Raw genomic sequence first — 12,820 nt, 5'->3', positions numbered from 1 at the left:
TGTGTGAGAAACCGCAGGTCTTGATTGAGTGTATATCTAGAAATAGTCGATATTTATCAAGAATTAACATTTTAAGTATTCGCGTAAGTTATATGGATTAGTGGGAGGAATTCACCGTCTCCTGTTCGGCTTGAGCCTTTTTTCTTTTACTTGGATCTGGATGACTCGTATAATCAATATTCATTAAGTTTGCTAACGTTTCTGACTGGAGTCTTCTATGGCAGTCTGCTTAGTCCCCGTGAATCAAGGTCGCCCGATCGTGCTTGATAAGGCGATCATTCTCGTCGGACGCCATCCCGACTGTGATATCGTGATCAATGACAGCCCTAAGATCTCGCGTAAGCATTGTTGTCTTGCGATTGTCAATGACCGTCCAGTCGTTCGTGATCTGGGCAGCATGAACGGCGTTTATGTGAACGGCAAGAAGATTGACCAGCAGGCCTGGCTGAAACTGAATGATGAGCTGAAGATTGGAAACGTTGCCTATCATCTGGAAAATATTGGCGCTGACTACAATCAGAAAAAAGAACAGGCAGACAGTCAGTCTGAAACTGATAGTACGCCTACCAAAGCACCATCGGTCCAGCACTTCAAGAAGCCGACCAAAGATGTGGATATCTCCCAGCAGTTCCCGGTTGCGATTTCAGACAGTGGCCACAATGTGAGCGCCAATGAAATGATACCCAGCGACGAGCTGGAAAGTGCTGACGATGAAGAAGATGAAGAAAATTATTCCGACAGTCACCGCTTCGAAGGGACTGGATCAAACGTGGAATTCATTTCTTCCTCTTCGTAATCTCGCCCACCGGGACATCAGGCTGCACTTCCATAGTACGCTGTTTCATCTGAAACAGAATGGGATGCCAGAACCGGAAATGTGCAATCGTCAATAAAGTCAACAGTGTGACGCAGCTGACAAGTGCCCCAATCAAAAACCAGCCGGATTGATACGCCCAGATTATTTCATGTTTACCCGCTGATAGTTTCACGCCGCGGTACATGCCTTCGATCAGTTCTGCTTCAGCAGGTTGACCATCAACGTAGACCTTCCAGCCTGGATACATCAGATCGGTTAAGATCAGCGTATCATCTGCTGGTGTCTCTGCTTCTATTATAATTTCATTTGCCCGATAACCTGTGATCGTGGCACTTTGATTTGCTTCCGGATGAACCCAGGCCAGGCGTCCGCGCGAATCCTGCAGTTCATAAAAATAGACCGGTTCGTCGAAGCGTCCCCAGGCGGGATTGATTACTGCATCAAAGTCACTTGAGATCGGCTCTACGGGCCAATGATTCAAATCGAGTGGATGCTGGCTGAGGATGTGGGTCACGCCGGCATTGCGGAGCCATGCAATCTGCTCGGGTGTGGCGGGTTCCTTGAAAGGCAGTGGTTGAGGCATGGTCAGTTTTGGATCGAAATACTGTTCGGGACCAATTCCCAGGTAAACGGGCGTGGAAGAGACGCCCAGCAGGGTCGGTAAATTTGCTCCCGGTGCAAACAGGCGGACCGGTTTTCCATATTCCGTCACAATCTTCTTGAGCGCACTCTGGTTTACATTATTGATCGGCGGATTGGGAATGATGGCAGCATAAGTCACATAGCGGCTGACGACCCAGAAGTCAGCTGTGGTAAACAGACAGACGAGAGCGACTAACAGTAGTTGCAGATTACGGTTCCAGTTCGCTGTCAGTTTTTCCAGACAGACGCCAGCAATGACTGCGACGGCGAATGTGGTCAGGATACCGTACCGACCAGGACCGGTGAAAAAGCTGAAGCCAGGCAGATGTTTGGTGATCGGAAGAAGCCAGCCCGGCGTATACAAGAGTGCCAGAAATCCGATAATCGCCAGCAGGATCAGCCTGCGGTCACGCGTCCAGGCACCACTCCAGGTTCCGTAAATCAGCAGGAGAACTGCTGCGATGCCGAAGTACAGATGCGCTTCGACCTGATTGGTGGCATCACCTCCCGGTGCCAGACCAGCATCCAGATTCACCTCATAGGGATACCAGGCCCACGGAGCGACCACTTGAGAGAGATACCAGACCGGGATGTGACCATAGCCGGGTTGATGTGAGCGTTCGCCTACTTCTGCCCGCTGGCTAAGCTGTTTTAATTCCCAGGTCGGTGCCAGTTGCACTGCAGAGAGTGTATAGGTGGAAATAAAGGCAAACAGCAGTAGTATGATGGTTCGTCTGCGATAGGGTTTGAGTGCCTCTGTTGTTTCATCGCGGCTGAACCAGATCCGAGCCGGGATGTAGACGACCAGCATTAGTTGAGTGATGAAGGCCAGATTGAAGTGGCCAGGCAGAATCTGCATTGTCAAAGCGAAACAGAGCAGCATCGCGTACCGCCAGTAGCGGGTCTGGAAAAATGATTCGACGCACCACAGAGTCAACGGCAGCCACGCGCCCCCAATGATGGCCCATTCCAGACAGATGCGTGAAGGAAACCAGCCATAAGTATAGACGAGGCCTGCAAACAGCGCAGCGACCAGCGAGTAGCCCAGACGTTTCACATACATGCCGGTAAAGACGAACGCCAGAATATAATGCAGTATCTGGACGAAGTTGTAGGCTGTATTAACGGGAAGAAACCGGTAGGCGAAATAGTTGAACGGATAGAAAGCACCAGTCTGGCTTTCTGCAACCAGGGGGACGCCGTGTCCGATATTGGAATTCCAGAGTGGAAATTCACCCGCCTGCAAACGCTCTGCGAAGAACGTTTTTTGGGGAAAGAAGTAAGTGTAAAGATCACCGCCGATCAGTCCCCCTCCCTCCCAGAGACCGTACCAGAAGATCCACGTTAAGCCGATGGCAATGACAAGCATTGTGCCAGCAAATACAGGAGTACTAAGAGGTGTTGCGGTTACCGGCTGGGGTGACCGGGTTTTCTTCTTTGAAGAACGACTCAAACGACTGAACCTTGTGCTGACAATATAAAAGCGGCCTGGAATGACAAGTCTTGTATTCTAAGCCGCTTGAGATGATGTCTCAACTTACAGCAACAGGAGTTATTCACCAAACATACGGTTTAATCGTGCCTGATGGTAAGCCAGCTTCTCTGCAGAGCTCATGGCAGCGAAATCAGGGGTTCCTTTGCCATTCCCTGCCGAATTATTCGCTGTTGTGGTTTGGGAACTGCTGGCAGCAGGTTTGCGATTCGTTTTCTGTGTGGGGAAGCTGAAGGTTTTCCCGTCTTCTCCCCCGTAGCTCATGACAGCGGTCTGATATGTCAGGTCGACGTCCAGTTCACGTGTTGGCTTAATACCCAGCTCCTGGAGTACGCCATGGTAAGCTTTGACCGCTTCGACAGGCTGAATTTTGTCTTCAACCAGATATCGCAAGAATTGAATGAATGCCAGTTGATGCTCGGCCTGATTGATCTTCCGACCAAACAGAGCCACGCGGCCACCATATTTTCTGGCGTCATAGATCAGCTGGAACGCATCCAGAGTGGTTCCCGCTGAACCGCCTAGGATACCCACAATCAGATGTGGATCATAGGCGACCAGTTCTTCCATGGCCCGGGGACCATGATAGACCATTTTCAAGAAGGTGGGACGTCCTGCCGTCGCAACGCCAGCCAGGGTGCGGGCAATCAGGTCATTGATAAATCCCGGTGCAAGGTCGGCAGCGATCGCCGTACTGATATTGGGATCGAAGATTTCCAGAAAGTGGCGGAACTTTTTGCGTTCGGCTTCTTCCCGAAATTCCTTGTAACGTTCGAGGGTCGCCAGATCCTCTTCCAGATTGTTATTAAAGGTTACTGAGTAAAGACCCAGGTCAGCACCATAGGCGCGTTCTTCGGGAGCACAGTCGAGGTGACCACATTGAATGTGATCCAGACTGGCAGACCGAAATGGTTTCGCAGGCGACAGATGGATTTTACCGCCCCGGGGTACGTGGACGTCGGTCGTGTCGTTGGCTCGGGCAGCCGGTGTGATTGGCGAATTGTCGAACAGGCGTTCGTCAATCGTCAGCTTCTCGCTGGTACTGGCGGACATCAGGACGATATCGACCACTTCCTGCTGGATCACTTCCCGGATCTGTTCCCGGTATTCCGCCAGTGTTTTGTATTTGAGTTCCTGATCATGGCGCTCTGGAGACAAGCCAGGGGCACCAATTCCAAACGCCATGTCGGCGTCTTTCGCATCTGCGATAATAAACTCTTTGGAACCGCTGGGGTCCGCGTGAATCGACTGCAGCTTCCTGTCGAGTGATTTTTCCATCAGACAATCATTTCAATACAAAACGCAACTAAACTGAACGCAACAAAACGCAAGGTGCCATTTCTGACTCAATTCCCGCCCAGTACTTTATCAACGGTTTCCCGCAGTACTTTTCCCGACTGAGTGAGTGCCAGCTGTTCTTTCGGCCAGAGTTCGATTTCCAGGTGCTGCATGACACCAGAACGACCCATGACAGTGGGAACGGAAATACAGACATCCCGCAATCCGAAGGCACCATTCTGCAGCGAAGAGACCGGCAGAATGCGACGCTGATCCAAAGCAATGCAGTGTACGACATCGGCGATGCTCACCCCGACGGCAAAACCGGCTCCCCCCTTTTTCTTGATGACTTCAGCTCCGCTGCCACGAGTTTTCTTTTCGACTTCGGCAATCAGGCTGGGGTTACAGCCCGGAAATTTTTCGAGTGGCAGACCACCAATTTGAGCGGCAGACCAGATGGGAACCATGCTGTCGCCATGCTCACCCAGAATCAGAGTCGAAACCTGAGTAGGAGGCACGTCCAGCCGGGCAGCCAGCATACTGCGAAGACGGGTTGTGTCGAGCACAGTACCCAGACCAATCACCTGCTGTGGTGGCAGTCCGAGTTCTTTCATTGCCAGGTAGGTCAGCACGTCGACCGGGTTGGAGACGACAAAAACAATCGCTCCCGGCTTGGTTCCGACACGTTTCACATCTTCCAGAATGTTTTTGAACAGGGCCACGTTCCGGTTGATCAGGTCCAGGCGGCTTTCATCCGGTTTACGTCGCAGACCGGCGGTGATCACAATCACGTCGCTGTCTTTCACGAGTTCGGTTCCACCAGCGTAGATCTTCTGGTCAGCGGTTAAAGAGCTGCCATGCAGTAAGTCCAGGGCCTGGCCTTCGACCAGATCCTGATTGACGTCTACCAGGGCGATTTCCCGGACGATGCCTCCGGCCTGTAATGCAAAGGCGGCACAAGAGCCCACGAGCCCGCCACCACCGATAATACTGACATTCATATTGATATCTTTTCTATATGACGATGTGATGCGTGTTATATAAAATCAGAATACAGGGATTATTTACCCAGAGCCGACATGACCTGATCGGTAATCGCTTTGATCAACTGATCTGAGTTACCGTCATTGGTCGTGGGAGTTGCCTGCGTAGATGGTTTCGACAGGTATCCGGGATAGCTGGGAGCAGGTTCGAATGATTTCTGCTGAGGAATTCCCTCTTGATAACCATCACGGAATGCGCTGTTACCACACAGGTCACAGTCTTCGACATGGAAACGGGGATCATCAAATCCGAGCTTCTTCTTCAGGTCAAGCAGTTCCCGGGTTTCGTTTTCAGTGAAGTAAGTCACGCGACCCAGTTGTTTGGAGAGCAGCAGGATATTGCAGTAGGCATCCAGGATCTCTGTTTTCCAGTAGGCGTCTTCCAGTGATTTACCAAAGGTCACGGTGCCGTGACCGGTCAGGATGATCGTGTTTGTGCCCCCTTTGAGGAACGGCACTACTGTGTCAGCAAATTTCTGACCACCGGGTGTTTCATAAGGAGCCATCGGAACTTCACCCATGAAGACTTCCACTTCAGGCAGTACACATTGAGGAATCGGCTCACGGGCGACAGCGAAGGCGGTCGCGTGAGGTGGGTGGCAGTGCACGACAGCTTTCACGTCCGGGCGTTCTTTCATGATCGCCAGGTGCAGTAGAATTTCGCTGGTACGTTTGCGGGTACCGGCGATCTGATTACCATCCAGGTCAACGGCACAGATGTCGTCTGGTTTCATGAAGCCTTTGCAGATCATGGTGGGTGAGCAGAGCACTTCGTTTTCGCCGACGCGAATCGAAATGTTTCCGTCGTTGGCTGCTGCAAATCCTTTGTTGTACACGCGACGTCCGATTTCGCAGATTTCTTCTTTCAGCTTCCGATCATGAATTCCACTGTTCCATTGATTTGACATGGTTTTAGCTCCAAACATTAAAAAAAATATGTGATTTCAGTGAGGGATTTATTTCAAACTTGTCTCAGTAAACTTCAACCTGATCGAGAATGGCTGACACGTAAGCGTCAATCGGTTTCACATCAGGATGAAAGGGAGCGGCTGCTTCTGCTCCTTCGCTGACTGCTATCTGGCAGCCAGGTGAGGCACCCAGCTCATCGTAAATGATAAAAGGTTCCGTTTTTTTCTTCTTTTTTGAATTCAGTTCATCACTCTTCAAGGGAATCGCGACCAGCCAGCGAGCACCATCCAGACTGGGATGCTTGCGAGACAAGGTCACTTTTCCGATGACTTCTGCGATTTTCATGATTCTGTACTTTCAGCAGGTTAGTTTCCCTGGGGAATGCCTGCCTTGACGAATGTTTTGACCAGGTTTCTCAGTTCAATAAACGATTTCTGTTTTGGGTTCACGCAAATCAGGTTCGGCCCCATTTGCGAGATCACATCTCTTAAGTGATTGACGTCCTGTACTGCTGCCCCACGGACTTTCTGGTTTCGATTTGCCTGACAGGCTGCTTTTTCTGCCACGGAGGCAAACAGGACCACTCCTGCAGCATCAGCACGACACAGGCTGCTGATCGCATCTTGCACAGCGTGATCCAGTGAGGTACTTAATTCCTGTGACCAGCGTGAGCCAGTCTGTTGTTCAATATCAGTCAGCGCGTTTTCCACGGCCGAGGAATGTGTAAGCACAATCGCCCGCCACTTCGTTCCCTGCCCTGTGGAGGCTGTAGAGGTCGAAGCACGATGCACACTGATTTGATTCTGACGTAAATAATCTTTGGCAGTTGGTGTCAGGATGGCTCCCGCGATGATGCCGACGGAAGTTTGTCCCTTAACCTTTGCTGCCAACAAATCTGCTGTAATGACTTTCTCGGTTAACATAACTGAAGAGTCAGCAGCAGGGCCAGTGCGCTGTGTGACCTGACCCTGGCGGGAAAGGGTCGACAGTACATCGGCGACGACCTGATTGACTAATTCTTCAGAAAACTGCATGACTCTGTAATTCACTCTAATTCTATATTTGATTATTCGGGATCAATGACACCCATCGTAGCCCAACGAATGGGAGTATTATTGGCCCCCACCATGTCCCGGACAGCGGCTCCATCGGATGTAAGCAGGACAATATCCCCTTTACCACATCCCAGGCGATCAATGACCAGTTCAGGAAATCCATCCGCGTTGCCCTGGATATCCAGAGTCTGGACCAGCAGTAATCGCCAGCCGGCAAGACTGGGATGTTTTGCCGTTGCGGTAGCTCGTCCTATGACCTGTCCTGTCAACATATAAATTTCATTCCTGCAGCAGAGTTCCGCTTGATATTCTAAATTAAATAATCCGTAAGTGTCCTACGGTGGTGGAACGACGGAAACGTGTGAATGTCAGTGGATTGGTAACTCCTTCACCGGTAGGAGTCGCGATGCTGAATGAAGCATAACCTTCTCCCCCGTTCCCCAAGGCAGCCCCACAGGGACCATTCTGCACAAACAGAGTGGTATCCATGATACGACCCATTTTTGTGATTGTTTCAATATTACGTGAGTGAATCATGCTGGTGTGGCGGAATCCGTGTTCGAATTCTTTGGCCAGCTCAATTCCGTGATCGGCATTGCGACAGCGAACAAAAGGTACGAAGGGCATCATCTGTTCTTCGGGTACGAACGGGTTATTCGTATCAGTTTCGCCGTAAAGTAATTCGGTTCCTGCTGGCACGCTGACGCCGATCATCCCCGCCAGTACAGCGGCGTCTTTGCCGATCATGTCGCGGTTGAGGACAGGGTGTCCACCCGGTTCTTTGGGCGGCGAGAATGCCAGGGATGTAAGTTGTGCGACCTGCTGTGCGTTCAACTGGAATCCGCCATGACGTCCCATGGCGGACATCAGCTGATCAAAAATACTTTCGACCGCGAAGACTTCTTTTTCGCCGATGCAGAGCAGGTTGTTATCATAGGCCGCCCCGATGATGATCGATTTAGCGGCGTTGTCGATGTCGGCGGTTTCGTCGACGACGACAGGCGGGTTGCCCGGCCCAGCGACGATTGCCCGCTTCTTGGCAGCCAGAGCAGCGCGGGCGACGCCCGGTCCTCCGGTAACGACGAGCAGAGGAATGTCGCGGTGATTGAAAATTTCGTCAGCGGTTTCCAGAGTCGGATTGCCGACGATGGTCACCAGATTCTGCAGACCGGTCGCCTGGTGAATGGCTTTGTTAAAGCGGCGAACCCCTTCGCAGGCGATTTTCGCTCCGCTGGGATGCGGGTTGACGACCAGCGTGTTCCCGGCGGCAACCATGTTAATAAAGTTGCAGGCCAGTGTAGGCAGAGAGTGAGTGACAGGGGTGATGGCCCCGATGACGCCGAACGGGGCGTACTCGGTGAGGCTGACACCATAGTCACCGGAGACGGCTTCCGTCTTCAGGAATTCCATGCCGGGAATGTTTTTGATCAGATGCAGTTTTTCGATTTTGTGATCGAGGCGTCCGATTTTGGTCTCTTCCATTTCCATGCGACCGAGTTCATCAGCCTGGCTGGAACAGATCTGTCTCACAATTTCCAGAGCCTTGGCCCGGTCTTCCAGTGTGGCGTTCAGCAGCTGCTTCTGTCCGGCCGTAGCAGCAGCGACGGCCTGGTCGACACTTTGGAATACACCCCAGTCGCCATCCGTTTGAGTGGCAGCGGAAGCGGAACCATAACCGCCTTTGTTATTAAGTTGTGATAACACTTCCTGTACGACACTACGAATGGCTTCTTCAGTCGCCTGCATAATTTAATTCTCCCCGAGTGATCTGGCATTGAACTCGAATGGTCAATGCTGCTGACTCAGTCTGTAAAATTCAGTTTTGGTGTTCCAGGTTATAGTTTTCCATCTGGTTGCGAATCCATCCGTCCAGTTTTGATTTCGTGGGCATTGAAGCGATCATGACCAGCAGTAAAATCACTACCGGGATAAAAGCCAGCTTCTGGTTTTCAATTATCATGGCGACAAGATTGAGCATGGCGGCACCTTCCAGTAACGCCAGCCCGATAATCATTCGCACCATAAAGATCTGATAAAAAGTTCCCAGCACCTGTTCTTCATCCTGATGTTCCTCTTCTCTCGCCTCCTGCATTGCCTGTGCAAACTGATTCCGGGCAATCAGATTGGGAATAATCATTCGCAGCACCAGCATCAATGCCGCCAGGCCCATTCCCAAATAAGTAATGACGGGCAATCCCTTCCCCGGTTCCTTATTCTGTCCAATTAAAATCACAATAATACCGAATGTCACCACACCCATGATCAGCGCCAGCCAGATGACGGTCATCATCATCTGTCGCTGTTGAAGTGTAATTTGTGGCAATTCTCGGGACATGTCGTGTTTCCGAAACAGAACGCGGATCAATCCGTTGAGTTAAATATTTCCTTGGGACCAATATGGACCTGATCGACAATGCCGATGATGGCTGCATCGATAGGCAGAGATTTAGTCTCGGGTGTGAAACGGGCCGAAGACCCCTGCACACACAACACGACTTCACCCTGCCCTGCTCCCACGGTATCGACGACGATAAACGATCGTCCGGTGGGAGTCAGATCACTCTGGTCTTTTTCGTTGACGCGCAACGGTTCGACAATGAGCAGTTTCTGACCGATCATTGTTTCGACTTTCTGAGACGAAACAACACTGCCGGTTATGCGTCCTATAAACATCGAACCAACTCCTGTAAAATCCTCAAAGGGATAACTGTACTCTCCAGGCGTTACGAACGCCCTTCGATGACTTCGACTGTCTGTCTGCCTACTACAATTTCCTCATTCGTAGGCACAACCCAGATTTGTACTTTGCTGTCGTCCGCCTGGATCTGTGCCTCGTTAGAGGCTGTTTTGTTCTTTTCAGAATCCAGACGAATCCCTGCCCACTCCAGGTTGCTGCAGACTTTTTCTCTTAAGCTGACACTGTTCTCACCGATTCCACCCGTGAAAACAATCGCATCCACGCCTCCCAGTACCGTCATGTAAGCTCCCAGGTATTGACGGATGGCTGAGTGAAACACGCCCAAAGCAAGTTGTGCCCGTTTGTGTCCTTTGGCGGCCGCTTCTTCCAGATCGCGACAGTCACCACTCAATCCGCTCATGCCCAGTAAGCCGCCTTTGCTTGACAGGTCTTCCAGAAGTTCCGCCAGGGATTTCCCGGTGGCCTTAATCAAAACCGGCAGAGCAAACGGGTCAAAATCACCCACACGGTTATTGTGCGGCAATCCTGTCTGAGGGCTCATTCCCAGACTGTTGGCTTTGGAGACTCCACCTTCGATGGCACATAAAGAGCTACTACCTCCCAGGTGGCAGGAAATAACCTTCAGATCGTCTTTACCGGTGAGCTCGGCCATACGAGAGCCGATATACCGGTGACTGGCGCCATGAAACCCCCATCGCTGGACTTCGTACTCTTCCTGCCATTCATGGGGAATAGCATAAGCACGATTTTCAGGAGGGATGGTTTCATGGAAGGCGGTTTCCAATGCGGCAACCAGCGGGATTTCAGGGAACGCCTGACGCAGTTGTCGCATTGCCCGGGCATAGGGAGGGTTATGAGCAGGTGCAATATCTGCCAGCGCCTCCATTTTGGTCAGCAACGCTTCATCGACCAGTCGCACGCCACTTAAGTTTCCGGCAAAGACTGCTTTGAAACCAATACCGGCCACTTCTTCTGCAGAATTGAGACAACCCCAATCGGAGTTGGTTAATTGCGACAGACATAAGTTGACGGCAGCCGCATGGTCGGGCACGTTCTGTTCGTGCTCTTCCCCATGCGAACCAATTTCGACGAAACAATGACTCTGTTCCTCACCAATTCGATCAATACCCCCGCGGGCAAGCTGCACTTCGGCGGGCATATCGAACAGGCGATATTTGAAACTGGTGGAACCTAAATTGGCAACAAGTACTTTCATTGCAGGAATCCATTCTGTGACTTAAAGACTGGTGTTTCGACTTCCATTTCCCCGTCGCTCACACGCTGAGCAGCGGGAAGAACCAACAGTGCGTCTCTTACATAAAGTGTGACATCAGGCTTTCAGAGGGGCGAGCGATCACGTGAGCGCCAACCAGTTCTCCGATTTGAGAAGCGGCGGCTGCACCAGCGTCAACGGCAGCGCGAACCGATCCGATATCTCCCTGGATCACAGTTGTGATATAGGCACCACCAATCTGAATCTGGTCAACCAGAGTCACGTTGGCAGCTTTCAGCATGGCGTCGGATGCTTCGATTTGAGCAACCAGACCTTTTGTTTCAATTAAACCAATGGCTTCAGAACTCATTTTATCCTCGATTTTTTTAGTTGTGATGGGTTGAACTGCATTATCCTGAACTGCATACCAGTTGAACGTCAACTGGTTATGGTCATCGTCATTACGATCAGGTTCAGTAATGTCAGCCGTCAATGTTCATAACCCGATTATGATTTCTTGGCTGTAGTCTTAGGCAGTACGCTGGCTAGTTCTTCGTGAGGACGTGGAATCACCTGAACGCTCACTACTTCACCAACTTTGCTGGCAGCAGCTGCACCGGCATCAACGGCTGCTTTTACAGCAGCAACATCACCGACGACAAAACCTGTGACCAGGCCGCTACCGACTTTTTCCCAGCCAATCATCTGTACGTTGGCCGCTTTCAACATTGCATCGGCGGCTTCAATCAGGCTGATCAGCCCTTTTGTTTCCACCATTCCCAGGGCTTCCATTGCTTTCGCCATGAGTCAGTTCTCCTTTTAGAGAGTGTTAAGAAAAAAAACAGTTCGTTGTTTCTGCAGAATCGGAAATCAGGTTCTGCGACAGGTATCAAAGATGTCATCTGCTGAAATTCGCAGTTGAATCCGTTGTCGATCTTTGTCGGATCAGCTGTGTTTACACTTGCAGCCTTCAGGAACAAAGAGTTTTACTGAGGTGGCATGGTCGAGGTCGACGGCATTGCCTTCATCGGTATCGATGTGGACTTCCAGTTTGACTTCGGGGTTTTCGCGGACGACAACGTCTTCCAGCACTGTTGTGCAACCTGCTGATTCAATTCGCAAATGTAAATTATCGCCATTTGAGCAACCGTAATAGGCACAGTCGGCGGGCGACATGTGCACGTGACGGGCAGCACGGATTACGCCGAATTCCAGTTCAACAACACCTTTGGGGCCCATCAGCACACAGCCGGGAGTGCCTTTGAGGTCGCCACTGATACGAATGGGAACTTCCAGTCCCAGCGAAATGGTGTCAGTAAAAGCGAGTTCGACTTGAGTATCACCACGGCAGGGCCCCAGGACACGCACGTTCGGAATCATGCGGCGGCGGGGACCAACGACGGCGACCGTCTGTGTTGCTGCAAAATATCCATCCTGGTAGAGATCTTTCTGAACTTCCAACTGGGCACCTTTGCCGAACAGGATTTCCAGATGTTCTTGAGATAGATGGATGTGTCGAGCGGAAATGTTGACGACCAGCGGGTTAGGAGCGGTCTGAGATGCCGTGGCAACGCCTCCCGTCTGCTGTGTCAAAGCCTGACGAACCAGTTGTTCTACCTGCGAGCGTGAGATGGAATTGGTAAGTTGTGTCATATTATCGGATCTCAATTTTT

The 12,820-nt window shown here is 51.1% G+C and carries 15 protein-coding genes; 1 reads left to right on the top strand and 14 read right to left on the bottom strand.

Features of this window, described 5'->3' with window-relative positions; all coding sequences use genetic code 11:
* Positions 1 to 217: 217 nt before the first annotated feature.
* A complete protein-coding gene (locus ACN0YH_RS17975; RefSeq protein WP_417380962.1) occupies positions 218 to 796 on the top strand; it encodes an FHA domain-containing protein in 579 nt (192 codons plus the stop codon).
* On the opposite strand, the gene ACN0YH_RS17970 is transcribed toward ACN0YH_RS17975, so the two are convergent.
* The 14 genes from ACN0YH_RS17970 to pduL form a co-directional block, all read right to left on the bottom strand.
* Positions 777 to 2,912, bottom strand: coding sequence for a YfhO family protein (locus ACN0YH_RS17970; protein ID WP_417380961.1), 2,136 nt, complete (start codon positions 2,910 to 2,912; stop codon positions 777 to 779). The two genes, ACN0YH_RS17975 and ACN0YH_RS17970, sit on opposite strands and share 20 nt — an antisense overlap.
* 99 nt (positions 2,913 to 3,011) lie before the next feature.
* The gene (locus ACN0YH_RS17965; RefSeq protein WP_417380960.1) at positions 3,012 to 4,229 is read right to left on the bottom strand and encodes a hypothetical protein; all 1,218 of its coding nucleotides are present in this window, start codon (positions 4,227 to 4,229) and stop codon (positions 3,012 to 3,014) included.
* Between the two features lie 68 nt (positions 4,230 to 4,297).
* Positions 4,298 to 5,230, bottom strand: a complete 933-nt coding sequence (locus tag ACN0YH_RS17960) for a malate dehydrogenase (RefSeq protein WP_002647069.1) — start codon at positions 5,228 to 5,230, stop codon at positions 4,298 to 4,300.
* Positions 5,231 to 5,289: 59 nt separating this feature from the next.
* Positions 5,290 to 6,180, bottom strand: coding sequence for a class II aldolase/adducin family protein (locus tag ACN0YH_RS17955; RefSeq protein ID WP_417380959.1), 891 nt, complete (start codon positions 6,178 to 6,180; stop codon positions 5,290 to 5,292).
* Between the two features lie 64 nt (positions 6,181 to 6,244).
* Entirely contained in the window at positions 6,245 to 6,526 is a 282-nt protein-coding gene (locus ACN0YH_RS17950) for a EutN/CcmL family microcompartment protein (RefSeq protein WP_145231410.1), read from the bottom strand.
* Between the two features lie 20 nt (positions 6,527 to 6,546).
* Positions 6,547 to 7,215, bottom strand: coding sequence for a hypothetical protein (locus ACN0YH_RS17945; RefSeq protein WP_417380958.1), 669 nt, complete (start codon positions 7,213 to 7,215; stop codon positions 6,547 to 6,549).
* A gap of 32 nt (positions 7,216 to 7,247) precedes the next feature.
* Complete coding sequence (locus tag ACN0YH_RS17940; RefSeq protein ID WP_417380957.1) at positions 7,248 to 7,508, bottom strand: EutN/CcmL family microcompartment protein; 261 nt, start codon at positions 7,506 to 7,508, stop codon at positions 7,248 to 7,250.
* A 43-nt stretch (positions 7,509 to 7,551) separates the two neighbouring features.
* The gene (locus ACN0YH_RS17935) at positions 7,552 to 8,982 is read right to left on the bottom strand and encodes an aldehyde dehydrogenase EutE (RefSeq protein ID WP_417380956.1); all 1,431 of its coding nucleotides are present in this window, start codon (positions 8,980 to 8,982) and stop codon (positions 7,552 to 7,554) included.
* Between the two features lie 70 nt (positions 8,983 to 9,052).
* A complete protein-coding gene (locus ACN0YH_RS17930) occupies positions 9,053 to 9,571 on the bottom strand; it encodes a hypothetical protein (RefSeq protein WP_417380955.1) in 519 nt (172 codons plus the stop codon).
* 26 nt (positions 9,572 to 9,597) lie between these two features.
* On the bottom strand, positions 9,598 to 9,909 hold the full coding sequence (locus ACN0YH_RS17925) for a EutN/CcmL family microcompartment protein (protein ID WP_044238456.1): 312 nt from the start codon (positions 9,907 to 9,909) through the stop codon (positions 9,598 to 9,600).
* 50 nt (positions 9,910 to 9,959) lie between these two features.
* Positions 9,960 to 11,150, bottom strand: a complete 1,191-nt coding sequence (locus ACN0YH_RS17920) for an acetate/propionate family kinase (RefSeq protein ID WP_417380954.1) — start codon at positions 11,148 to 11,150, stop codon at positions 9,960 to 9,962.
* 97 nt (positions 11,151 to 11,247) lie between these two features.
* The gene (locus ACN0YH_RS17915) at positions 11,248 to 11,517 is read right to left on the bottom strand and encodes a BMC domain-containing protein (RefSeq protein WP_044238516.1); all 270 of its coding nucleotides are present in this window, start codon (positions 11,515 to 11,517) and stop codon (positions 11,248 to 11,250) included.
* A 137-nt stretch (positions 11,518 to 11,654) separates the two neighbouring features.
* Positions 11,655 to 11,951, bottom strand: coding sequence for a BMC domain-containing protein (locus ACN0YH_RS17910; RefSeq protein WP_417380953.1), 297 nt, complete (start codon positions 11,949 to 11,951; stop codon positions 11,655 to 11,657).
* Between the two features lie 141 nt (positions 11,952 to 12,092).
* Positions 12,093 to 12,800 carry a phosphate propanoyltransferase gene (gene pduL / locus ACN0YH_RS17905; RefSeq protein WP_417380952.1) on the bottom strand — a complete coding sequence of 236 codons (708 nt, stop codon included), beginning with the start codon at positions 12,798 to 12,800 and terminating at the stop codon, positions 12,093 to 12,095.
* Between the last annotated feature and the right edge of the window lie 20 nt (positions 12,801 to 12,820).

Source organism: Gimesia sp. (assembly GCF_048262075.1).
Classification (GTDB): domain Bacteria; phylum Planctomycetota; class Planctomycetia; order Planctomycetales; family Planctomycetaceae; genus Gimesia.
Note: the sequence above shows the minus strand (reverse complement) of the source record. Positions and strands in the feature narration are given on the sequence as shown.